General features: G+C 62.0%; 20 protein-coding genes and 2 riboswitches. Of the genes, 13 read left to right on the top strand and 7 right to left on the bottom strand.

The window, feature by feature from the left end:
• Window positions 1-21 precede the first annotated feature (21 nt).
• On the bottom strand, window positions 22-618 hold the full coding sequence (locus ACP7DE_RS15270; protein WP_426072889.1) for an ATP-dependent Clp protease proteolytic subunit: 597 nt from the start codon (window positions 616-618) through the stop codon (window positions 22-24).
• A 169-nt stretch (window positions 619-787) separates the two neighbouring features.
• Window positions 788-874, top strand: a riboswitch (glycine riboswitch).
• A 26-nt stretch (window positions 875-900) separates the two neighbouring features.
• Window positions 901-1,006: riboswitch (glycine riboswitch) on the top strand.
• Between the two features lie 79 nt (window positions 1,007-1,085).
• On the opposite strand from ACP7DE_RS15270, the gene gcvT reads away from it, so the two are divergent.
• The 3 genes from gcvT to gcvP all read left to right on the top strand — a co-directional run bounded on the left by gcvT (window position 1,086) and on the right by gcvP (window position 5,687).
• The gene (gcvT, locus tag ACP7DE_RS15275) at window positions 1,086-2,207 is read left to right on the top strand and encodes a glycine cleavage system aminomethyltransferase GcvT (protein WP_426072890.1); all 1,122 of its coding nucleotides are present in this window, start codon (window positions 1,086-1,088) and stop codon (window positions 2,205-2,207) included.
• A gap of 80 nt (window positions 2,208-2,287) precedes the next feature.
• On the top strand, window positions 2,288-2,668 hold the full coding sequence (gcvH, locus tag ACP7DE_RS15280; RefSeq protein WP_353657574.1) for a glycine cleavage system protein GcvH: 381 nt from the start codon (window positions 2,288-2,290) through the stop codon (window positions 2,666-2,668).
• Window positions 2,669-2,780: 112 nt separating this feature from the next.
• Window positions 2,781-5,687 carry an aminomethyl-transferring glycine dehydrogenase gene (gene gcvP / locus ACP7DE_RS15285; RefSeq protein ID WP_426072891.1) on the top strand — a complete coding sequence of 969 codons (2,907 nt, stop codon included), beginning with the start codon at window positions 2,781-2,783 and terminating at the stop codon, window positions 5,685-5,687.
• A 79-nt stretch (window positions 5,688-5,766) separates the two neighbouring features.
• Here gcvP and ACP7DE_RS15290 read toward each other — a convergent pair whose 3' ends face one another.
• Window positions 5,767-5,925, bottom strand: a complete 159-nt coding sequence (locus ACP7DE_RS15290) for a hypothetical protein (RefSeq protein ID WP_426072892.1) — start codon at window positions 5,923-5,925, stop codon at window positions 5,767-5,769.
• A 174-nt stretch (window positions 5,926-6,099) separates the two neighbouring features.
• Between ACP7DE_RS15290 and ACP7DE_RS15295 the strand changes: the two genes are divergently transcribed.
• From ACP7DE_RS15295 to ACP7DE_RS15305, 3 genes are all read left to right on the top strand, one after another.
• Window positions 6,100-7,317 (top strand): Bcr/CflA family efflux MFS transporter, encoded by a 1,218-nt coding sequence (locus tag ACP7DE_RS15295; RefSeq protein WP_426072893.1) that lies wholly within the window; start codon window positions 6,100-6,102, stop codon window positions 7,315-7,317.
• 22 nt (window positions 7,318-7,339) lie between these two features.
• Window positions 7,340-7,954 carry a TetR/AcrR family transcriptional regulator gene (locus ACP7DE_RS15300; RefSeq protein ID WP_426072894.1) on the top strand — a complete coding sequence of 205 codons (615 nt, stop codon included), beginning with the start codon at window positions 7,340-7,342 and terminating at the stop codon, window positions 7,952-7,954.
• Window positions 7,955-8,034: 80 nt separating this feature from the next.
• Window positions 8,035-8,202: a hypothetical protein gene (locus ACP7DE_RS15305; RefSeq protein WP_426072895.1), complete on the top strand. Its 168-nt coding sequence runs from the start codon at window positions 8,035-8,037 to the stop codon at window positions 8,200-8,202.
• Between the two features lie 22 nt (window positions 8,203-8,224).
• On the opposite strand, the gene ACP7DE_RS15310 is transcribed toward ACP7DE_RS15305, so the two are convergent.
• Window positions 8,225-8,911, bottom strand: coding sequence for a hypothetical protein (locus ACP7DE_RS15310; protein WP_426072896.1), 687 nt, complete (start codon window positions 8,909-8,911; stop codon window positions 8,225-8,227).
• A gap of 469 nt (window positions 8,912-9,380) precedes the next feature.
• Here ACP7DE_RS15310 and mgtA point away from each other — a divergent pair, with 469 nt between their 5' ends.
• The 3 genes from mgtA to ACP7DE_RS15325 are packed head-to-tail and all read left to right on the top strand — an operon-like array spanning window position 9,381 to window position 12,979.
• The gene (gene mgtA, locus ACP7DE_RS15315) at window positions 9,381-12,065 is read left to right on the top strand and encodes a magnesium-translocating P-type ATPase (RefSeq protein ID WP_426072897.1); all 2,685 of its coding nucleotides are present in this window, start codon (window positions 9,381-9,383) and stop codon (window positions 12,063-12,065) included.
• Between the two features lie 36 nt (window positions 12,066-12,101).
• A complete protein-coding gene (locus tag ACP7DE_RS15320) occupies window positions 12,102-12,455 on the top strand; it encodes a hypothetical protein (protein ID WP_426072898.1) in 354 nt (117 codons plus the stop codon).
• Complete coding sequence (locus ACP7DE_RS15325; RefSeq protein WP_426072899.1) at window positions 12,452-12,979, top strand: ribonuclease HI family protein; 528 nt, start codon at window positions 12,452-12,454, stop codon at window positions 12,977-12,979. Before ACP7DE_RS15320 ends, ACP7DE_RS15325 begins: the two co-directional genes overlap by 4 nt.
• On the opposite strand, the gene ACP7DE_RS15330 is transcribed toward ACP7DE_RS15325, so the two are convergent.
• The 3 genes from ACP7DE_RS15330 to ACP7DE_RS15340 all read right to left on the bottom strand — a co-directional run bounded on the left by ACP7DE_RS15330 (window position 12,976) and on the right by ACP7DE_RS15340 (window position 17,054).
• On the bottom strand, window positions 12,976-14,613 hold the full coding sequence (locus ACP7DE_RS15330) for a methyl-accepting chemotaxis protein (RefSeq protein WP_426072901.1): 1,638 nt from the start codon (window positions 14,611-14,613) through the stop codon (window positions 12,976-12,978). The two genes, ACP7DE_RS15325 and ACP7DE_RS15330, sit on opposite strands and share 4 nt — an antisense overlap.
• Window positions 14,614-14,685: 72 nt before the next feature.
• Window positions 14,686-16,326, bottom strand: coding sequence for a methyl-accepting chemotaxis protein (locus ACP7DE_RS15335; RefSeq protein ID WP_426072902.1), 1,641 nt, complete (start codon window positions 16,324-16,326; stop codon window positions 14,686-14,688).
• Window positions 16,327-16,562: 236 nt separating this feature from the next.
• The gene (locus ACP7DE_RS15340) at window positions 16,563-17,054 is read right to left on the bottom strand and encodes a chemotaxis protein CheW (protein WP_035818113.1); all 492 of its coding nucleotides are present in this window, start codon (window positions 17,052-17,054) and stop codon (window positions 16,563-16,565) included.
• A gap of 333 nt (window positions 17,055-17,387) precedes the next feature.
• Here ACP7DE_RS15340 and ACP7DE_RS15345 point away from each other — a divergent pair, with 333 nt between their 5' ends.
• The 4 genes from ACP7DE_RS15345 to ACP7DE_RS15360 all read left to right on the top strand — a co-directional run bounded on the left by ACP7DE_RS15345 (window position 17,388) and on the right by ACP7DE_RS15360 (window position 21,230).
• Window positions 17,388-18,077: an HD domain-containing protein gene (locus ACP7DE_RS15345; protein ID WP_426072903.1), complete on the top strand. Its 690-nt coding sequence runs from the start codon at window positions 17,388-17,390 to the stop codon at window positions 18,075-18,077.
• Between the two features lie 79 nt (window positions 18,078-18,156).
• Window positions 18,157-19,440: a TCR/Tet family MFS transporter gene (locus ACP7DE_RS15350; protein ID WP_426072904.1), complete on the top strand. Its 1,284-nt coding sequence runs from the start codon at window positions 18,157-18,159 to the stop codon at window positions 19,438-19,440.
• A 100-nt stretch (window positions 19,441-19,540) separates the two neighbouring features.
• Complete coding sequence (locus ACP7DE_RS15355; protein ID WP_426072905.1) at window positions 19,541-20,362, top strand: substrate-binding periplasmic protein; 822 nt, start codon at window positions 19,541-19,543, stop codon at window positions 20,360-20,362.
• A gap of 10 nt (window positions 20,363-20,372) precedes the next feature.
• The gene (locus tag ACP7DE_RS15360) at window positions 20,373-21,230 is read left to right on the top strand and encodes an EamA family transporter (RefSeq protein ID WP_426072906.1); all 858 of its coding nucleotides are present in this window, start codon (window positions 20,373-20,375) and stop codon (window positions 21,228-21,230) included.
• On the opposite strand, the gene ACP7DE_RS15365 is transcribed toward ACP7DE_RS15360, so the two are convergent.
• On the bottom strand, window positions 21,227-23,182 hold the full coding sequence (locus tag ACP7DE_RS15365) for a CocE/NonD family hydrolase (protein WP_426072907.1): 1,956 nt from the start codon (window positions 23,180-23,182) through the stop codon (window positions 21,227-21,229). The genes ACP7DE_RS15360 and ACP7DE_RS15365 overlap by 4 nt on opposite strands.
• Window positions 23,183-23,334 lie beyond the last annotated feature (152 nt).

Raw genomic sequence — 23,334 nt, forward strand, 5'->3', positions numbered from 1 at the left:
ACCTGCCCAGCGCCAAGCGCGTCAGATATTCGTCAGGCGCTTGCCCTTGGGCGGCGCAAAGTCGCGGATCGATTCGATCATGCCCACTTCCAGCGCCTGGTCAGCCGTCAGGTGCAGGTCGGAATAGGCATGCACCTGCCATTGCTCTTCCGTCAGGTTGACCTGGCCGCGCAGGATGCGCTCGGTACGCATGTCATCGGCGCGCAAGCCCTCGACGATGATGCTGAGCGCATCGGGCCGCGAACCGGGCGAGGCTGTCGCATGCGATTTGTGCACCATGAAGCGCGCCGTGTCGCTGGCATGGCGGTGCCGCCCCGACAGAAACAGGGTAACGGCGATGGACGCCACGGCGCCTGCGTTGTAGGTGATGATGTCGAGCGGCAATTTGCTGAGGAAGTTGTACAGACAGATGCCATCGCTGACATAGCCGCCGTTGGACTGGATCAAAATGTGCGCAGTGGTGAGCTTGTCTTCCGTGATATCGGCCACGACATTGAAGACGCGCCGCACCATGTCGCTGTTGACGTCGCCCGAGAGGGTGAAATAAGCGTGCTGCTCGGTGTTGTTTTGTGTCTCGTGTTGCGTCCCGCTTTGTGTCCCGCTTTGTGTCGTGTTCATGGCAGCCACCCGCAAGAAAGCCAAGATTTCATCATAGCGCATTCGCACGCGGCACGGCGCCCTCTTGCGCTGGAGCGCAGCGCCTGCCAGCCCCGCAAACTGCGGCTTTTGCTGCAATTTGGCAACGTCTTTTCAGATTGACAGAAACACCCTGCTGGCATATATTCCTCACACTTGATCGGGAGAGGGCAACCCAGCGTTGCCGCCGAAGGGGCACTACCCAAAAACTCTCAGGCAAAAGGACCGATCAGGCGGACTGAAGCTGTTGCTTTGGCGACACTACAGCTCAACTCTGGAGAGCGGCCGCGGCTATTGCCGGCGACCCACCGAAGGGGCGCACGGGGCAAGCCCCCGTAATCTCTCAGGTACAAAGGACAGGGGGGTCAGTGATCACGATGGAGTGCCGTTTTGGCGCTCTATATTCTGTGTTCTGTTAACTTCCCCTTTACCTTCGTCCCGAGGAATCCATGACGCTCAAAGCGACCCCACTCAACAACGCCCACCGTGCCCTCGGCGCCCGCATGGTCGATTTCGGCGGTTGGGACATGCCCGTCAACTACGGCTCGCAAATCGAAGAACACAACGCCGTGCGCAGCGACGCCGGCATGTTCGACGTGTCCCATATGTGCGTGGTCGATATCGAAGGTCCGAACGTGCGCGCCTTTTTGCGCGGCCTGCTGGCAAATAACGTCGACAAGCTGCAAGTGTCGGGCAAGGCGCTGTATTCGTGCATGTTGAATGCCGAAGGTACCGTCATCGATGACCTGATCGTCTATTTTTTCAACGAAAACTGGTTCCGCCTGGTCGTCAACGCGGGCACGGCGGAAAAAGACGTGGCCTGGATGCAGCAGCAAAATACCAACACCAACAGCGGCCTGACGATCACCCAGCGCCGCGACGGCAATGACGCCATGGCCCTGGTGGCTGTGCAAGGCCCGCATGCGCGCGCCAAGGTATGGCAAGTGCTGCCGCAGACGCAAGCGGCGTCCGAAGCCATCAAGCCGTTCAATGTCGTCATTGTCAAGGACACGGCGTTCGGCGAAGTCATGCTGGCGCGCACCGGCTACACGGGCGAAGACGGTTTTGAAATCGGCGTGGCAGCGACCCAGGTGGAAGCGCTGTGGAACGCCCTGATCGCTGCCGGCGTCAAGCCGGCCGGCCTGGGCGCGCGCGACACCCTGCGCCTGGAAGCGGGCATGAATTTGTACGGCCAGGACATGGATGAAACCGTCAACCCGCTCGACGCGGGCTTGGCATGGACCATCGACCTGGTCAGCGAGCGTGACTTCATCGGCAAGGCGGCCCTGCTGGCCAAAGGCCAGAATGCGCAATTCGTCGGCCTGATCCTGCGCGAAAAAGGCGGCGTGCTGCGCGCCCATCAAAAAGTCATCATCGCCGGCAACGCGCACACGGGCGAAATCACCAGCGGCACCTTCAGCCCGACGATGCAGGAAGCGATTGCCCTGGCGCGCGTGCCGAACGGCGTGAACGTGGGCGACACCGTGCACGTGGAAATCCGCGGCAAGCAACTGGCCGCTTCCGTCGTCAAGCTGCCTTTCGTGCGTAACGGTAAAATCCTACTTGCGTAAGCGATTAGCGATAGAGAGCCACCGCCCGCAAGACCGAACAATCATAATCAATAACGAACACTTACCATCTGGAGCCACACATGAACATTCCTGCAGACCTGAAGTACACCGCTTCCCACGAATGGGTACGCCTTGAAGGCGACGGCACGATCACCGTCGGCATCACTGAATACGCGCAGGACGCCCTGGGCGACATCGTCTTCGTCGAACTGCCAACCGTGGGCAACACCTACGGCGCCGGCGACGACGCCGCCGTGGTGGAATCGGTCAAGGCAGCGAGCGACATCTACGCGCCGATCGCCGGCGAAGTCGTGGCCGTCAACGACGACGTGGTCAATGCGCCTGAATCGATCAACGCCGATGCCTACGCCAACTGGCTGTTCAAAATCAAGCCAGCCGACGTGTCGGCCCTGGACGGCTTGCTCGACGCTGCCGCCTATGGCGCCACCACCAGCGCCTAATCGCGTTTGACTCACGGGCCGCGTTTGCGGCCCGTTTGCTTTAGTTGCAATAAATTACAGCAGCGCACGCGCGCCGCCTCCCGGTTTTTCAGTCTTTTTTGGCCTCTATATCATGACCCGCACCAGCCTGACCCAACTCGAAGCACGCGATGCCTTCATCGCCCGCCACATCGGCCCTTCTTCCACCGAACAGCAAGCCATGCTGGCGACCCTCGGCTATCCATCGCGCGCCGCGCTGATCGACGCCCTGGTGCCGGCCAACATCCGCAACAAGGGCGCCCTACCCCTGGGCGCGTACTCGCAGCCGATGCCGGAACAGGAAGCCTTGTCGCGCCTGAAAGCCATCGCCGGCAAGAACCAGGTATTGAAATCCCTGATCGGCCAGGGCTACTACAACACGTTCACGCCTGGCGTCGTATTGCGCAACATCTTTGAAAATCCCGCCTGGTACACGGCTTACACGCCTTATCAGCCCGAGATTTCTCAAGGCCGCCTGGAAGCGATCCTGAACTTCCAGCAAGTGATCACGGACCTCACCGGCATGGGCATCTCGAACGCCTCGATGCTGGATGAAGGCACGGCCGCCGCAGAAGCGATGACCCTGATCCAGCGCGTGGGCAAGTCGAAGTCGAACGTGCTGTACGTGGCCAATGACGTGCTGCCGCAAACGCTGGAAGTGGTGCAGACGCGTGCCCAGCCGATCGGCATCGAGGTGCGCACCTTCGACCCGGCTGAAATCGAAGCGCTGGACGCCTGCTTCGGCGTGCTGCTGCAATACCCTGGCGTGAACGGTGTCGTGCGCGACTACCGCGCCGGCGTGGAAAAACTGCACGCGAATGGCGCCATGGTCATCGTCGCAGCCGACCTGCTGGCCCTGACCATGCTGACACCACCGGGCGAATGGGGCGCCGACGTCGTCGTCGGCAACAGCCAGCGCTTCGGCGTGCCGCTCGGTTTCGGCGGCCCGCACGCCGGCTATCTGTCCACGCGCGATGAATTCAAGCGCAATATGTCGGGCCGCCTGGTGGGCGTAACCGTCGATGCGCAAGGCAACAAGGCGTATCGCCTGGCCCTGCAAACGCGCGAACAGCATATCCGCCGCGAAAAAGCCACGTCCAACATCTGCACGGCGCAAGTGCTGCTGGCCGTGATGGCCTCGATGTACGCTGTCTACCACGGCCCTGCCGGCCTGCTGCAGATCGCCCGGCGCGTGCACCGCTTTACGGGCGTGCTGGCCGCCAACCTGAAAACCCTCGGTTATGGCGTCGTCAATACGACCTACTTCGACACCTTGACCATCAATGTCGCCGATGCGGCGCAACTGCACGCGACGGCCATACACCACGGCGTCAACCTGCGCAAGATCGACAGCACACACGTCGGCGTGTCGCTCGATGAAACCACCACGCGCGACGATATCGCGCTGCTGTGGAAGGTGTTCGCGCACGGCCTAGTCAACGCGCCTGCCGCACCTGACCTGGACAGCGTGGAAGCTGGCGTCAGCAGCGCCCTGCCGGCGAACCTGGCACGCGAGAGCGCCTACCTGACCCACCCGGTCTTCAACAGCTATCACTCGGAACACGAAATGCTGCGCTATCTGCGCAGCCTGGCCGACAAGGACCTGGCGCTGGACCGCACCATGATTCCGCTCGGCTCGTGCACCATGAAGCTGAATGCGACGTCGGAAATGATTCCCGTCACCTGGCCCGAGTTTTCCAACATCCACCCGTTCGCGCCCGACGCGCAAACCGTGGGCTACCGCGAAATGATCGCGCAGCTGGAAGAGATGCTGTGCGCGCTGACGGGCTACGCCGCCGTCTCGCTGCAGCCGAATGCCGGCTCGCAAGGCGAATACGCGGGTCTGCTGGTGATCAAGGCGTATCACGAATCGCGCGGCGAAGGCCACCGCAACATCTGTTTGATTCCATCGTCGGCGCACGGCACCAATCCCGCCTCGGCCAACATGGTCGGCATGCAGGTCGTCGTCACCAGCTGCGACGCCAACGGCAACGTGGATCTGGCCGACCTGAAAGCGAAAGCGGAAAAGCACAGCGCCAACCTGGCTTGCGTGATGGTCACCTACCCGTCCACCCACGGCGTGTTTGAAGAAGGCATCCAGGAACTGTGCGAGATCATCCACGCGCACGGCGGCCAGGTCTACATCGATGGCGCCAACATGAACGCGCTGGTCGGCGTGGCCGCTCCCGGCTCGTTCGGCGGCGACGTCTCGCACTTGAACCTGCACAAGACCTTTTGCATCCCGCACGGCGGTGGCGGACCAGGTGTCGGTCCGATCGGCGTGGGCGCCCACCTGGCGAAATTCCTGCCGAACCAGCGTTCTACCGGCTACCGGCGCGACGCAGCCGATGCGGGCATAGGCGCCGTCAGCGCCGCGCCGTTCGGCTCGGCCAGCATCTTGCCGATTTCGTGGATGTACATCGCCATGATGGGCGCAGAGGGATTAACCGCAGCGACCGAGACGGCGATTTTGGCAGCGAACTACATCGCGCGCCGCCTGGCGCCGCACTACCCCGTGCTGTACTCGGGCCATGACGGCCTGGTCGCGCACGAGTGCATCCTGGACCTGCGCCCGATCACCGAAGCCACCGGCATCAGCAACGAAGACGTGGCCAAGCGTTTGATGGACTTCGGTTTCCATGCGCCGACCATGAGCTTCCCTGTGCCGGGCACCCTGATGATCGAGCCGACGGAAAGCGAATCGAAAGTGGAAATCGACCGCTTCATCGACGCCATGATCGCCATCCGCGCGGAAATCGCCAAGGTCGCCAGCGGTGAATTCGACCACGACGACAACCCGTTGAAAAACGCGCCGCACACGGCGCAGGTATTGATGTCGGACAACTGGGAACGCAAGTACAGCCGTGAAATCGCCGCTTACCCCGTCGCTTCCCTGCGCCAGCGTAAATACTGGCCACCGGTCGGCCGCGCCGACAACGTGTACGGCGACCGCAACCTGTTCTGCGGTTGTGCGCCGATCAGCTCCTATGAAGAAGAGTAAACCTGATTTGCCCGGCTAGCCGGGCAGATGAAAAACAGAACGGCAGACCGCAGGGTCTGCCGTTTTTTTATGCGCCGCTTTATAGTGCCAGCAAAACCGCCCCCGGCAACCCCAGCACCGTGCCCAGTATCGTCAGGCACACGACATCGCGCCGCTCGCAGCGGGCGCGGTGCGAACTCCAGGCGGCAAACAATAGCGCGGCGGCCACGCCGCTGAGCGAAATTCCCACTTCCGTCATGCCGTCTCTCCCCGCGCGGCTGGCGCCACTATCATCCAATCTTCTCGCATCGTCATCATTCATCCTTGGTCAGTTGTGTCAAAATAATGGCTACCTACCGGTAGGCAGTAAGTGTACAATAAAAAACCCGGCGGCGTCCATGCCCCGTTTTTTTGACGATACGAAGGAAACGTAATGCAGCAGCAAACCACCCTCCCCGCCGCCAGTCTTGGGCTGGCGGCGTCCCTGGCCCTGGTGGCCGTGCTCGGTCCGGCAGGCATCGACATGTACCTGGCTTCCATGCCTGCCATGGCGCGTGAGCTGCACACCTCATATGCGAATATGCAACTGAGCCTGACCGTCTTCCTGCTGGCCCTGGGCGGCGGACAACTGCTGTGCGGCCCGCTGACGGACATGCTGGGCCGACGCTATCCGCTGCTGACCGGCATCGCCGTGTACATTCTTGCTGCCGTGTGGGCGGCGCAGGCGGATCAATTGACCACCCTGCTGCTGGCGCGCACGCTGCAGGGCCTGGGCGCGGCGCTGACCCTGGTGGTGGTGATGAGCATGGTGCGTGACGTGGCCGATGGCGTGCAGGCGGCGCAGCTGTTTGCCCTCTTGATGACCATCGTGGGCCTGGCGCCCGTGCTGGCGCCCGCCGTCGGCGGCTTGCTCGACGCACATTACGGCTGGCGCGCCGTGATGCTGGCCCTGGCCGCGCTGGGCGCCTTGACCCTGCTCAATAGCGCACTGTTCCTGCCGGAAACGCTGCCTCGCTCCCGTCGCGTCCCGCCGCGCGGCCTGCATCGCACCTATGCGCGCATCGCGCTGGACCGCGCCTTTTTGCTGCCCGCGCTGGCCCTGTCCGCCACTTTCTTCTTTCTGTTTGCGTATATCGGCGGCGCGGCGCTCGTGTATCAGCGCGATTTCGGCCTGTCCGCCGACAGCTTCGGCCTGGTGTTCGGCGCCACGGGCGTGGCCGTGCTGCTCGGTGCGATGGCCAGCGGCCGCCTGGTGGAAAAGTACGGCGTGGCGCGCCTGAGCGTGGCGGGCAGCGCCGCCATGCTGGGCGGCGCCGTGCTGGCCCTGCTGGGTGCCTGGGCGGGCTTCGGCATCATCGCCGTCGTGCCAGGCATGTTCGTGGCCCTGTTTGGCCTGGGCATCGCCGAAGCGGCGCTGATGGCCATGGCCATGGGTTCGCAACAGCGCGCGCTCGGTTCCACGGCCGCCCTGCTGGGTGCCATCCAGATGACCCTGTCGTCCCTGTCCACGCCGCTGGCGGCCAGCCTGTCCGAACGGGGGCCGCTGCCCTGGCTGCTGTTCTTGACCGTGGCCGGCCTGCTGGTATCATGGCTGACCCTGGCCACTGCGCGCGTCCATCCGGTCCATGCCACCAGCCTGGGAGCGCACTGACGCCTCACTCACTATCACCCCAATGATGAAAAAACGCTCGGCCTCGGCCGATAATATCTGTGCCGTCGCCGTCGTGCACTTTTCCGAACACGGCTACGATGCCTCGTCCCTCAGCGACATCGCCGAGCAGGCGGGCATGCGCAAGGCGTCGCTGTATTCCCATTTCGCCGGCAAGGACGCCCTCTTCCTCGACGTGTTTTCCGACGCGCTGGCCGAAGAGCAAGCCTTCATGCAAGGCTGCTTTGCCGATGAAGCGGCGCTGGCGGCGCCCGGCGGCCAGCAGGCCGGCGCCCTGTACTGCGAGCGCATGGCGCAGCGCTATGCCGATTCGGCCCATTTGCGCTTCTTGCTGCGCACAGCCTACCTGCCGCCCGCGCCCTTGCGCATCGAAATCGGCACGGGTTATGAAGCCTTGCTGGCGCAATTGCAGCGGCATTACATGGCCAGCCTGGGCCGCATGGCACCGGCCCTGCCGCTCCCGCGCCTTGACCTGTATGCGCAAGCCTACCTCGGTATCGTTGACAGCTTGCACGTGGAGCTGATCTATGCAGGCGGCGCCGCGCTGCAGCAACGCCACGCGGCCTTGTGGCAGATTCTGTCCGATTCGCTTTCTTTAACCACCGGCAAGCCTTCATAAAATCGAGCCTGCTTGCCCTTCTGCAGTGCGGCGCGTTCACCGTCCACGCCGCACCATCGCAGACCGACCGCCAGTAACTGGTGGAAACATTCCGCCTGTGCCAGATCAACAAGGACAAGGCCAGTTTCATTAAGCTGCTGTACAGCGAATTGGGGCAAGGAAGCCTGGCAGCTGGTACGCACCACGCAAGGCTGGAAGATCAATTCCGTGATCTGCTCGATGAAATTCAACCCGGAAAAGCCGGCTAAAAAGCGCCCTGAGCCAGGATGGTCAACCAGGCGTATCGAGGCTATAGACGACGGAATTCATCGCGGTGTGCACAATCTGAAACAGCGTGCCGTCCCAGCGGGACTTGCTGAAGTGGGAGGTACGGTCCAGGTAGCCTGGCGTGTTGGTGATGCCGTCGACAGCCAATGGTTTTCCGGCTTTGTCGACGAGATGGGCTTGCCACACCTCGCCGATGGCAGGGCCCAGGCATCGGTAGACTTCGACGCGATATTGTTTGTCCGGCGACGAGCGCCATAATTTGCGCACCGGAATGTAGAGTGCAAACTCGCAGTCGCGCACACAGTGTGCCGCTTGATTGACGGCCTCGACATCCGCACCCGCATCACTTGCCAGCCGGACCAACACCGTGGTCAGTTCCAGCAGCATGCGCTCTTGCTGTTCGGACGGGGAACAGGCCATGTAGGCGCCGATATCGAAGTCATCCACGTAATAGCTGGTGCAGCCCAGCAGCTGGCTGCGCTGCGCCACGTCAGCCGGTTTTTCGCCGAAGATGACGGACAGCAGCGAAGAGCCATCAAGGATGAAATCGGGCGGCAAAAAATGCACCAGCAACTGCCGCACATGATGCGCGCTCGGATGGAAAGACCAGGCTCGCTGGTTGGAATAGCTCAGTGGTGTTTCAACTACCCTGATCTCTCTGAGTCGTGCCATATGACCAATGCCTTTCATGGGCCTGCCTGCTTGCCTCTTCGTCGAACATGACGGTTTCCTTCGATTATAACAATCACAGCCAGGACGAACGCCAGCAGAAACCGTTGACCAAGAACCGGTCTACATTACGCTTCGGTAATGTAGACGATCTTTGCTTGACCTTGTCGGCATGCACTTTTATCATCCGTGCATTATTCATTTTACGGAGTCCCACGTGGGTACTTGTTCTAGTGACAGTAGCCGATCTTGTCTCGGTGATTGCCTCGGCAGCTAAACAGCAAGCAACGCGGAACTTTATTTCCTCCGTGCCTTGCTGAGCAAGGTGCGGTGTCCCGCGCAGCCAGTCCGGCTGCGCTCTCTCCCCCTCTTTCCGATCGTGACCGGCTACTGACCCGGATTGCCCGCCAGCACTATTGTGTTTTGGCGGCACGCAAGTCTTGCCTGCGGCTGCGCCGCCCGTCAACACCTCGTCGTGAAAGGAAGAGCCATGAATCTCTTCACCCGCTTATTCGAATCATTCCTGCGCAAACGCCATACGGCCGGCCATTTCCGCCGCCGCGCCATGCCGCTGGAAAACAGCACGGCCCGCCCCGTGCCCGACCACCTGGCGCGCCAGTTGCTGGCCGCCGCCCATGAAGACCTGGACAGCGCCCTGAACCGCCTGCATACGCGCCTGGAAGGCTTGCGCGATGCCGAGGCGCAAGTCATCGGCGCGCAAACGGGGCCGAATGAAGTCGAGCATGAAAAACCGCTGGCCTGGTACCAGCATCTGTGGCTGTGCTACAAGAATCCGTTCAACCTGCTGCTCACCGTGCTGGCGATTGTGTCCTACCTGACGGAAGATCCGAAGGCCACCATCGTCATCGGCACCATGGTAATTTTGTCGACCCTGCTGCGCTTCGTGCAGGAAGGCCGCTCGAACCGCGCCGCCGAGCGCCTGAAAGCCATGGTCAGCAATACAGCCACCGTGCTGCGCAATGGCCAGCAGATCGAGCTGCCGATCCGCCAGCTGGTGCAGGGCGACATCATCGTGCTGTCGGCCGGCGACATGATCCCTGCCGATTGCCGTTTGCTTTCCGCAAAAGACCTGTTCGTCAGCCAAGCCGCCATGACGGGTGAATCCTTGCCGGTGGAAAAGATGGCCGAGCTGGCCGACAGCGGGGGCCGCGACCCCATGGAACTGGCCAATTTGCTGTTCATGGGCACGAATGTGATCTCGGGCGCGGCAACGGCGCTGGTATTGGCCACGGGCAACCGCACGTATTTCGGCACCATCGCCACGCGCGTGACGGCCACCGAGCGCACGCCGACCGCGTTTGAAGCGGGCGTGAACAGCGTCAGCTGGCTGCTGATCCGCTTCGCCCTCGTGATGGCGCCGCTGGTGTTCCTGATCAACGGCTGGACCAAGGGCGACTGGATGGAAGCGTTCCTGTTTGCCCTGTCCGTGGCCGTCGGCCTGACGCCGGAAATGCTGCCCATGATCGTCACCAGCACCCTGGCCAAGGGCGCCGTAAAACTGTCGAAAAAGAAAGTCGTCGTGAAGCGCCTCGATGCGATCCAGAACTTCGGCGCCATGGATGTGCTCTGCACCGACAAGACAGGCACCTTGACGCAGGACAAGATCGTGCTCGAGCGCCATACGGATGTGTTCGGCCAACCGTCCGATGAAGTGCTGCAATTCGCTTACCTGAACAGCCATTACCAGACGGGCCTCAAAAACCTGCTCGACCGCGCCGTGCTCGACCATGTGGAATTGCAGACGGAAATGCAGCTGGCCCGCGATTACCTCAAAGTCGATGAAATCCCTTTCGATTTCGTGCGCCGCCGCATGTCCGTCGTCGTTTCCGAAAAGAATGATCACCATGAGCTGATCTGCAAGGGCGCCGTCGAGGAAATCCTCGCCGCCTGCAGCCATCTGCGCCTGGGCGGCGTGAATATTGCGCTCGATGCAGCCCTGCTGGACAAGGTGCTGGAAACCACGCATGGTCTCAATACGGAAGGCTTGCGCGTGGTGGCCGTGGCCGTCAAGGAAGTGCCACCGCACAAAACCGTGTACGGCGTGGCCGATGAAACGGCGCTGACCCTGATCGGCTACGTGGCCTTCCTCGACCCGCCGAAGGAATCGACGGCACCCGCCCTGCGCGCGCTGGCGGCACATGGCGTGACCGTGAAAGTCTTGACGGGTGACAACCACCTGGTGACGGCGAAGATTTGCCGCGAAGTGGGTCTGGCCGTGCATGGCGTGCTGCAAGGCCCGCAACTGGACGACATGGATGACGCCACCCTGGCGCAAGCAGCCGAAGACAATACCGTGTTTGCCAAGCTCAGCCCTTTGCACAAGGAGCGCCTGGTGCGCGCGCTGCGCGGGAATGGCCACATCGTCGGCTTCATGGGCGACGGCATCAACGACGCGCCCGCCCTGCGCGCGGCCGACATCGGCATTTCCGTCGATTCGGCCGTCGATATCGCCAAGGAAGCGGCCGACATCATCCTGCTGGAAAAAAGCCTGATGGTGCTGGAAGAAGGCGTGCTGGAGGGCCGCCGCACCTTCAGCAACATGCTCAAATACATCCGCATGACGGCCAGCTCAAACTTCGGCAATGTATTTTCCGTGCTGGTGGCCAGCGCCTTCCTGCCCTTCCTGCCCATGCTGCCGCTGCACTTGCTGGTGCAAAACCTGCTGTACGATGTGTCGCAGATCGCCATTCCCTTCGACAATGTCGACGCCGAACTGATCCAGCAGCCTTTGACCTGGAACCCACGCGACATCGGCCGCTTCATGGTGTTTTTCGGCCCCATCAGCTCGATCTTCGATATCAGCACGTTTGTTTTGATGTGGCATGTGTTTGGCGCGAATACACCGGAACAGCAGACCCTGTTCCAATCCGGCTGGTTCGTCGTCGGCTTGCTGACGCAAACCCTGATCGTGCACCTGATCCGCACACCCAAGCTGCCCTTCATCGACAGCATCGCTTCCGTGCCCCTGCTGGTGGCGACCACTGCCATCATGGCCGTGGGCGTGTTCCTGCCGATGGGACCGCTGGCGACCTACTTCAAGCTGCAAGCCTTGCCCTTGGGCTATTTCCCCTGGCTGCTGGGCATCCTGGTGTGCTACACCGTGCTGACGACGTTCATGAAACGCGTGTACCTGCGCAAATTCGGCTGGCAATAGTATGATGAAACGCTCTTTCCCCTACAAAAGGCGCGCATGAGCGGCTCCTCCTCATCTTCATCAATACCCAAACGTCATCAGGCCTTGCTGCTGTCAGCGCTGGTGTTTCCCGGCAGCGGGCATTTCTTGTTAGGCCGCAAAGCACGCGGCTGCCTCTTCCTCGTGCCGGCCCTGGTCGCGCTGGCGCTCGTATTGCGCCAGATCATGGCACGCTTGGACCAAGTTATGGCACAGATCGACAGTGGCGCCCTGCCCCTCGACGTGCAGCTGATCATGGAAAAAGTGGAGCGACTCTCCGCCAATGACGGCCCCGCCATGACGCTGGCCGTGGGCGTGCTGGTGGCGTGCTGGATAGGTAGCCTGATCGACACCTTGCTGATCAAGCCATGATGGCGGAGGCAGAGGCACGCAAACAGCGCAAGGAAGCAAAGATGCAGGCGCGCCGCGCGCAACTGGCGCTCAGCCGCCAGGACCACGGCGGCCCGCTAGCCTGGCGCGGCTGGTTCGACGGTTCCGCCCATCCGAACCCGGGCAAGCTGGGCATAGGTGCCCTGCTGCTGGGACCGAACGGCGAGCGCATCGAAGTAAGCGAGGCTGCCGGCTATGGCAGCAGCAGCGATGCGGAATATGCAGCCCTGACGGCCGTGCTGCAGGCGGCGCTCAGCGTACGCCCGCTGCCCGTGCAGTTGCTGCTGTACGGCGATAGCCAGGTAGTGATCAATGATGTGCTGGGCACGACGCCGGTCGGCGCCAAGGGGCTGGAAACGCACAGGGCCACCGTAGTGGCCCTGCTGAAGCAATTCACTGAGGTGAGCTTGCGCTGGATTCCGCGCCACAGGAATGGCGAGGCGGACCGGCTGTCGCAGCTGGCGATCACCGGCTGGGTTGAGGATACTCTACCGCCGGAAGATTAAGCAGCGCGGCCAATCTGCAAACTAGCCTTGGCTGGCTGGCTTGCCGGACGTTTTACCCCCTTCAAGCCGCTGACCGTGGCCTGCTGGCCATGCAATTTAAAGACGCTGACCACTTGCGCCAAGTTGTGCGCCTGGTGCTGCATCGATTCGGCGGCGGCGGCCGATTCTTCCACCAGGGCCGCATTTTGTTGCGTCACGGCATCCATCTGGCCAATGGCGCGGTTGATCTCGTCGATGCCCACGCTTTGCTCGCTGCTCGCTGCCGTGATTTCCGTGATGATGTCGCTCACGCGCTGCACACTGTCGACGATATCATTCATGGTCGAGCCGGCTTGCGCCACCAGCATGCTGCCCGCGTTGACTTGCTCGACCGACGCGCCGATCAGGGTCTTGATCTCTTTCGCGGCGCTGGCCGAACGCTGCGCCAGGTTGCGCACTTCGGACGCCACCACGGCAAAGCCACGGCCCTGCTCGCCGGCGCGCGCCGCTTCCACGGCCGCGTTCAGGGCCAAGATGTTGGTCTGGAAGGCAATGCCATCAATGACGGAAATGATGTCGACGATCTTGTTCGAGGACGTATTAATCGATTGCATGGTGCCCACCACTTGCGCCACCACTTCGCCGCCCTTGACAGCTACTTGCGCGGCCGACGCCGCCAATTGGTTGGCCTGGCGCGCATTGTCCGCATTCTGTTTCACGGTCGACGTCAGCTCTTCCATCGACGAAGCTGTTTCTTCCAGCGAACCGGCCTGTTCTTCCGTGCGGGAAGACAGATCCTGGTTACCGGCTGCAATTTGCGTCGACGAGGTGGCGATGCTGTCCGTGCCGCTGCGCACTTCGCCCACGATGGTGAGCAAGCTGGTGTTCATATCCTTCAACGCTTGCAGCAGTTGCCCCGTTTCATCCTTGGCACTGGTATCGATCTGCGCCGTCAAGTCGCCATCGGCCACCTTGCGGGCGATTTCCACGGCCGTGCGCAGCGGGTGCACGATGCCCATCGTCAAGACCCAGGCGCAGACGACGCCGAAAGCCAGCGCCAGCGCAGCCAGCGCCAGCAGCAGGTTGCGGCTGGTCTTAGCCACGGCATCGATCTCGCGCGCGGTGGCGTCGATGCTGGCGCGCTGGTGTTCCAGCATGTTCATGATGACTTTCTGGTATTTGGTCGAGCCGGGCACGAAGACGGCCTGGAAGGCTTTCTCCGCCTCTTCCGTCTGGCCGGCCGCCTTCAGCTTCGATACTTGCTCCCGGGCATCCAGATACACCTTGCGCATGTCGCTGACCTGGCGGAACAGTTCCGTTTCTTGCGGGCCGGAAATCAGAGCTTCGATTTTCTTTTGCAGCTCGCCCGAGACGACGGACGACTGTTTCGCCTCTTCCGCGAAATACGGTCCCAGCGACGTGTCGGCACTGCGCACGATGGCCGTGGTGCGGCGGATGCCGCTGTCGATCTTGCTATACCAGTCGGAAATATAGCGTTCCTTCGCCAGCGGCTGCTCCATCATATTGCGCGTGGCAGTGGCCACGTCATGCAAACGCCAGACGCTGATGCCGGTAATGACCATGGAAAACAGCAAAATGACGGCAAAACCCAGGCCGAGACGCACACCAATACTGACGTTTCTTAACAAATTCATGTGAATATCCTAAAAAAGCGGAACCAGACTATATAAAAGGGGGGGCGGCTGCACGGGGCAGCCGCGACGCTATCAGCGTGTGCCGATGCGCAAGGCAGTTTGTGGCGCTGCCGGGCGTTTCAGCGTCGGCTTTACACCATTCAAGCCACTGGCACCGGCATGCTGCACATTGAGCTTGAACACGCTAACAACCTGCGCCAGCTTGTGCGCCTGGTGCTGCATCGATTCGGCGGCGGCCGCCGATTCTTCCACCAAAGCCGCATTTTGTTGCGTCACAGCATCCATCTGGCCGATGGCGCGGTTGATCTCGTCGATGCCCACGCTTTGCTCGCTGCTCGCTGCCGTGATTTCCGTGATGATGTCGCTCACGCGCTGCACACTGTCGACGATATCGTTCATGGTCGAGCCGGCTTGCGCCACCAGCATGCTGCCCGCGTTGACTTGCTCCACCGACGCGCCGATCAAGGTCTTGATCTCTTTCGCGGCACTGGCCGAACGCTGCGCCAGGTTGCGCACTTCGGACGCCACCACGGCAAAGCCACGGCCCTGCTCGCCGGCCCTGGCCGCTTCCACGGCCGCGTTCAGCGCCAAGATATTCGTCTGGAAGGCAATGCCATCAATGACGGAAATGATGTCGACGATCTTGTTCGAGGACGTATTGATCGATTGCATGGTGCCCACCACTTGCGCCACCACTTCGCCGCCCTTGACAGCCACTTGCGCGGCCGACGCCGCCAACTGGTTGGCCTGGCGCGCATTGTCTGCATTCTGTTTCACGGTCGACGTCAGCTCTTCCATCGACGAGGCTGTTTCTTCCAGCGAACCGGCCTGCTCTTCCGTGCGGGAAGACAGGTCCTGGTTGCCGGCGGCAATTTGCGTCGACGAGGTGGCGATGCTGTCCGTGCCGCTGCGCACTTCACCCACGATGTTGAGCAAGCTGGTGTTCATGTCCTTCAAGGCTTGCAACAGTTGCCCTGTTTCATCCTTGGCGCTGGCATCGATCTGCGCCGTCAAGTCGCCATCGGCCACCTTGCGGGCGATGTCCACGGCCGTGCGCAGTGGGCGCACGATGCCCATCGTCAAGACCCAGGCGCAGACGACGCCAAAGACCAGCGCCAGCGTCGACAGCAATAACAGCAGGTTGCGGCTGGTGCTGGCGATGTCATCAATCTCGCGCGCGGTGGCGTCGATGTTGGCACGTTGGTGTTCCAGCAAGCCGTAGACCATCTTCTGGTACTTGGCTGCGGCGGGCACGAAGGTTTTTTCAAACACTTCATTGGCGGCGTCGACCTGCGATTCACCCTTCAGCTTGTAGACCTGGTCGCGCGAACTGATGTATACCTTGCGCTGCTCCAGCAAGCCCGCGAACATGGCTTTTTCCTCAGGTTTGTCGATCAGCGCCTCGATCTTCTTTTGCAGCTCAGCCGAGCTGGACGACGAGACTTTCGATTCTTCGGCGAAATAGCCGCTCAGCGAGGTGTCGCTGCTGCGGGCGATGGCGATCGTGCGCCGCACGGCGCTGTCGATGCGGCCGTACCAGTCGGAAATATAGCGTTCTTTGGCCAGCGGCTGCTTCATCATGACGCGCGTGGCGCTGGCCACGTCGTGCAAACGCCAGACGCTGATGCCCGTAATGAGCATGGAAAACAGCAAAATCACGGCAAAGCCGAGTCCGAGGCGGACACCGATGCTGACGTTGCGTAATAAATTCATGTGACTATCCTAAATAGCCCTGATGCCATGGCGACATGGCTGGCAGTTTCGCGCTGGTGCGGGCTGGCTGCAATGGCAAAACGGGCATAAAAAGTGAAACTGAAGTGAAACTGGCGCACGGTTCGGCTGAACCGTGCGCCAGCAAATGCGTTAGCGTGCGCCTTGCAAAAAAAGCAAACAATGCTTGGGGTCAATTGTTTCCGACAAACCCAGTCAAAAAGACCGGCAGCAGGAAATTAAGCCGCCAGCTTCTCGATCAAGCCCATGTCGGCGCTGGACATCAGCTGGTCAATATCGACCAGAATCAGCATGCGCTCGTCGATGGTGCCCAGGCCGATCACGTATTCCGTGTTGATCGAACGGCCCATGTCCGGCGCCGGCTTGATCTGTTCCGGCATCAGGGTGGTGACGTCGGAGACGCGGTCGACGACCATGCCGACGACGCGGTTGCCGATATTGAGGATGATGACGACGGTGAACTGGTCATAGCTGGGCGTGCCCAGGTTGAACTTGATGCGCATGTCGACGATCGGCACGATGATGCCGCGCAGGTTGACCACGCCTTTGACGAACTCGGGCGCGTTGGCGATGCGGGTCGGCGTTTCATAGCTGCGGATTTCGCTGACTTTCTGGATGTCGATGCCATACTCTTCCTGGCCCAGGGTAAAAGCCAGGTATTCGGCAGCCTTGGCAACGGTTGCGCCAGTGTCGCTGGAAATGGTGTTCATGATAATCCTTTCGTTAACTCGCCTGGGGCGCAGGCCATGACACGCTACACGCGGGCCCTGGATGTGACGAGCCATCCAGAATGCAATAAAATGGCTGCCACTTGTATGTTTTTGCAAATACTTTCTAGCAATTAGCTTATGTCTCTAATTTCCGTGCGGCAATGTTACCCCATGTAAATTTTACATGCACTAAAAAAGAGCGATCATCGGGCGGATGCTTTTCCAAAATGCAATTATGTGGCAAATGCGGCACGCCGTGGCACCAGGCTCCCGGCCACATGCGGCGGCGTTTTATGCCACACTGGCAGCTCCTGCTTTTTACGACGTTGAACCATGCATTCTTTGCTTTCCCAATGGCAACCACGCCTGCTGGCACTGGCCACGGCCGGCCTGGGCGACGACAGCGCCCACGACCTCAACCACCTGCAGCGCGTCTGGCGCAATGCCAGCGTCTTGCTGCAAGTCCATGCGCAGGCCGATGCCCTCACCGTGATGGCCGCCTGCTATCTGCACGACTTGGTCAACTTGCCGAAAAACCACCCCGAGCGCCACTTGGCCTCGCGCCAGGCGGCAGCGCTGGCTTGCCACCAGTTGGCGGAGCTGGATTTTCCGGCAGAAAAATTGGCGGGCGTGGCCCACGCCATCGAGACCCACAGTTTTTCCGCCAACTTGCCGCCGCTCACCATTGAAGCGCAAATCGTGCAGGATGCCGACCGCATCGACGCGCTGGGGGCCGTGGGACTGGCACGCCTGTTCTATACGGCGGCGCGCATGGATAGCGCGCTGGCGCATGGTAGCGATCCGCTAGCCGAACATCGCGCACTCGACGACAAGGCATACGCGCTCGACCATATTGTTACCAAGCTCGACAAACTGCCCGGCAAGATGCAGACGGTGGCGGGCCGCGCGCTGGCCGAACAGCGCCTGGCCGTGCTGACGGATTTCCGCGCCGCCTTTGCCGCGGAATGGGCGGGCCGCTCTAGTATGGGTGGCGATAGCCAGCAGCGCGCATGCTGTCTATAATGCAAGCCTCAGCTATCGCGCCGCGCGTCAGCAGAAACCTGTAACGCGACGGCGCAACACCAACGCGCCGAAAGCATGCATGTCCGAGAAAACCAGCCACGACAGCCATTCCCCGTCCTCCCCCGCCGCGCCCGCGCGCGCAGGCAATCTCAATTTCATCCTCGTCTGCGTCTTCATCGACATGCTGGGCATCGGCCTGGTGGTGCCCGTGCTGCCCATCCTGATCGGCGACTTTGTCAGCGGCAAGGAAGCGCAAGCGTTCTGGTACGGCATCATGGCGGCCGTCTTCGGCTTGCTGCAGTTCATCTTCATGCCCATGCTGGGCGCCATCAGCGACCGCGTGGGACGCCGTCCCGTGCTGCTGTATTCGATGGCCGGCATGGCTGTCAACTTTCTCGCCACGGGCTGGGCGCCGAACCTGGCCTGCCTGTTCATCGGCCGCATCATCGGCGGCGTCTCGTCGGCCAGCATGTCGGTCGCGTCTGCCTACGCCTCCGACATTTCCACGCCGGACAACCGGGCCAAGAGCTTCGGCAAGATCGGCGCCGCCTTTGGCCTGGGCTTCATTTGCGGCCCCATGCTGGGCGGCCTGCTGGGCGAAATCAATCTGCACCTGCCGTTTTACGTAGCGGCGGGCTTGTCGGCCGCCAATTTCATCTACGGCTATTTCTTCGTACCCGAATCGTTGCAGCCGGGTCCGCGCGCGCCATTTACCTTGGCGCGCATCAATCCGTTTGCCGCCCTGCTGAAACTGGTGCGCCGCGTGGAGATCCGCGGCCTGGTGCTGGCCTTCGGCCTGATGACGTTTGCGCAAATGATGCTCAACACCACCTGGGTGCTGTACACGCATTTCCGCTTCGACTGGACGCCGCGCCAGAACGGCATCGCCCTGTTCTGCGTGGGCCTGTGCGCGGCCGTGGTGCAGGCGGGCTTGCTGGGCATGTTGATCAAGCGTTTTGGCGAAGTGCGTCTGTCGCTGCTGGGCATGGGCTCGGGCGCCCTCACCTACCTGCTGTATGGCCTGGCAACGCAAGGCTGGATGATGTATGCGTTGATTTTGTGCAACCTGCTGGCCTTTGCCGCCGGCCCCGCCTTGCAAGGCATCATCTCGAAGGCGTCGGCCGCCAGCGAGCAGGGAGAACTGATGGGTTCCCTGCAATCGATCAGCAGCCTCGGCATCATCATCATGCCCTTGCTCGGCAGCATGATCCTGGGCGAAGTGAGCCACTTACCGCCACAGGATTGGCGCATCGGCAGCACCTTCTATCTGTGCGCCATCATGCAAACCCTGGGCATCCTGGTGGCCTGGCGCTACTTTAAGGCGCAACGCCAGGCAAGACTTATGGTTTCCACCACAAAGTAGTCGGTGGGGTAACATTGCATTTAAGAAATAAATAGGCGAGAATGGGATAATCAACCGCGCGTTACCGACGCCCGGCATTCGATGGTGAGCAAGGATGGGTATGACTGACTTTTATTCCAGCGCCTGGCGCCGAACCGTGGCCATGCTGACGCTGGCGCTGCCGTCGCTGGTCGGCGCGCAATGCTCGCGCGACATCCAGGTGCCCATCTCGGCCATCGGCTCCAGCGTGGTGGTGAATGGCGCCAGCATTGGCGGCATCTATCCCGACTTGCTGCGCAGCATGGGCGCCAAGCTCGGCTGCAATTTCATCTTCACGGCCGTGCCCCGCGCGCGCCTGGAAGCAATGTTTGAGGCGGGCAAGGCAGACTTGCTGATCCCGGCCAGCAGCACCTTGCGGCGCGACCAGCATGGCCTGTTCATCCCCATGTTGGGCAGCCGCCCCCTGCTGATCTCGCTACAGGGCGCGCGCGCGCCCATCAACACCATGCAGGAACTGCTCGAGCGGCGCGAATTGCGCGTGGCGCTGGTGCGCGGCTACGACTATGGCGCACCGTACCAGGCGCTGGCGAAAGAGCTGAGCAGCCAGGGACGTTTGTTCTACGAAGTCGATGCGCTCTCCGTGGCGCGCCTGATGCAAAGCGGCTTCATCGATGCGACCGTCATGGCGCCCACCATCCTGGCCGGCGTGGCGCAGAACGATGCGCGCGTGTATGGCCTGGCCGACCGCCTGCGCCTGGAAGCGCTGCCCGAACTACCGTGGGGCATGAGCGGTGTCTACCTGTCGCGCAAGTCCCTCACAGCGGAAGACCAGGCCACCCTGCGCGACCTGCTGGACAAAGCGGGCCGCTCAAGTTCCCTGATGGACGCCTTCCAGCGCCATCACCGCCAGGAACTGCTTTCGCTCAGCATACGTCCGCGCTAAGGACACATGCATGTCGGGCCTGGTCGTCGCCGTCGTCCTGTTTGCCGCCCTGCTGCACGCCGGCTGGAATGCCATCGTCAAGTCGGGCAAGGATACCTTTCTCAGCACGGTGCTGGTCTCCGTGGGCGCAGCCCTGATTTCGCTGGCCGTCTTGCCCTTTGTCAATGCTCCCGCACCCGCCAGCTGGCCCTACATGGCCGCCTCGGCCGTGGCACAGCTGGCCTATTATTCTCTGCTGGCGGCCGCCTACAAGGCGGGCGACATGAGCCTTGCCTATCCCCTGATGCGCGGCAGCGCGCCCCTGCTTGTGGCGCTGGCCAGCTGGCCGCTGATCGGCGAGCGCCTGTCTTCTATGCAGATGGGCGCCGTCGCCTGCATCTGCGCGGGCATCTTCGGCCTTTATTTCGCCGCGCGCCTGCCGGCCACGGCTGGCACAACAACAAACACGGGGCGCGCCACCGCCTTTGCGCTGGGCAACGCCGGCGTCATCGCCAGCTATACCCTGATCGACGGCGTCGGCGTGCGCCTGTCCGGCGCGCCAGCCGCCTACACCATGTGGATTTTTGTCTTGAATGGAAGCGGGCTGCTGCTGTGGACGGCGTTGCGCCGCCCCACCGACTTGCTTGCGTATGCGCAAACGCAATGGCGCCTGGCCGCCGTTGGCGGCTTCGGCACGCTCGCTTCGTATGGGCTGGCCTTGTGGGCCATGACGCAGGCGCCCGTGGCCGCCATCGCGGCCCTGCGCGAAACGTCGATTTTATTCGCCATCGCCATTGCCGCCCTGTTCCTGCGCGAAAAAATCAGCCCCCGCCGCTACCTGTCCATAGGCCTGATCGCGGCGGGCGCCATCCTCATGCGCGCTGGCTAGCGCGCATCGAGCGGCGCTATCGGCAACTCGATCGCGCTGGCAGCCCCTGCCGCGTGGTAGACGCGCTGCGTCGCCTTTCTATAATGGCCTGGGTCCGCCAGGAAGATGTTTGGCACGTAGTTTTGCGGGTTGCGGTCGTACAGGGGGAACCAGCTCGACTGCACTTGCACGGCAATGCGGTGGCCGGGCAGGAAGACGTGATTCGCGTTCGGCAAGGCGAAGCGGTAGCGCTCCACCTTGCCCGCCGGTATCGGCGTCGGGTGCTCGAAGCTGTCGCGGTAGCGCCCGCGGAAGATATCCATCGCCACGCCCAACTGGTAGCCGCCCATGGCCGGCTGCGACGGTACTTCGTCCGGATACACGTCGATCAGTTTCACCACCCAGTCCGCATCCGTTCCACTGGTGGAGGCAAACAGGTTGACCATCGGTGCGCCGGCGATGCGCACGGCCGTTTTCAAGGGCTCGGAAACGTAGCTGAGCACGTCCGTGCGGTCCGCATAGCCGCGCTGGTCGCTGACCAGCCATGGCTTCCACTGATCGCCATCGCTCAGGCGCACGGGACGCGCGACGAAGGGCACGGGTTTCGCCGGATCGGCCACGTATTCATCGAAGGCGCCTTCAGCCGCATCCGCAGCGCCCGATGGCGCCGCAAAGCCCAGCTTGGAACCGTCCTGCAGGTAGATCGGCGTCAGCTTGGTCTCGCAAGTATCGCAAGCCAGCGGCCACTGCTGCAGGCGCTGCCACTGGTTCGTGCCGCTCTGGTACGACACCACGGGCGCCGTGTTCGCATCCGGCGCGCCATCCTTCAGGTATTGATTGAGGAACGGTTGCATGACTTTTTCGCGGAACTGGCGCGCCGTGTCGCCGTCAAACTTCAGCGCGCCCAGGCTGGAACCGTCATAGTTGACGCCGCTGTGCCGCCACGGGCCGATGGCCAGGTAATTGAGGTTGTTGCGCTTGTCGCGCCCTTCCATCGCCGTGTAAGAGGCATAGGGACCATAGATGTCTTCCTGGTCCCACTGCCCCACCACGTGCATGGTCGGCACGATCAGCGGGCGCTTCGCCAGGATTTTATCGAGCGCCTGCTCCTGCCAGTAACTGTCATAGGCCGGGTGTTCGAACAGCTTTTTCGTGTAGGTCAGCTTGTCGATGCCGAATTTCTTCGCGTAATCGCCAGCCGAGCCGATGCGCAGATACGCATCGTAGTCGTCGTAGACGCCCGTCACGGGCGCCTCGGCGCTGCCGCGCACGCTCGTCTGCCACGCCAGGTAAGACAAGCTCGGCATGCGGAAGGCGCCGTTATGGAACCAGTCGTCGCCACGCCAGCCATCGACCATGGCGCTCATGGGAATGGCCACCTTCAATGCCGGATGCGGGTCGACCAGGGCCATCAACACCGTATGCCCCTCGTACGAGGAACCCAGCATGCCCACCTTGCCATTGCTTTCCGGCACGTTCTTCGCCAGCCAATCGATGGTGTCCCACGCATCGGTCACGTTATCGACCTTGGTATTGTTGAGCGGTCCGCGCACGGGGCGCGTCATCACGTAATCGCCTTCGGAGCCATGCTTGCCGCGCACGTCCTGGAACACGCGAATGTAGCCGTTTTCCACCAGGGTATCGTCGCCCTGCGGCAAGGTGGCCAGCATGCTGGCGCTGGTGGCGCGCTGGGCGCGGCGGGCCGCGTTGTAGGGCGTGCGCGTGAGCATAATGGGAGCGCGCTGCGCACCCTTCGGCACGACGATCACCGTGTACAGCTTGACGCCGTCGCGCATGGGGATCATCACCACGCGCTTGACGTAGTCATTCAGGTCGGGCATCACCAGCTTGGCGCCGATATCGGGCGTCATGGGCGGCGTTTGCGGCTGCCAGGACGCAGCAAGCACGGGGCTGCATAGGGAACTGATAACCAGGGCCAGGCCGGTGAGCCGGACGGGGGACGACACGCGCATACTATTCTCCAATGATTCATGCCACGCAAAAGTGGCCGAACGGCAATAGTACCCGGAAAGCAAGTTCTGCAATAGGCCAGCCTCTGACGCAGCGCAGCAGATAAATCGGGGCGCAACTTGACAGAACGCGCACGAACTGCAACCATAACGCC

The sequence above is a fragment of the Janthinobacterium sp. DSP2-3-3 genome (genome assembly GCF_049897325.1).
In the GTDB taxonomy this organism is placed as follows: domain Bacteria; phylum Pseudomonadota; class Gammaproteobacteria; order Burkholderiales; family Burkholderiaceae_D; genus Janthinobacterium.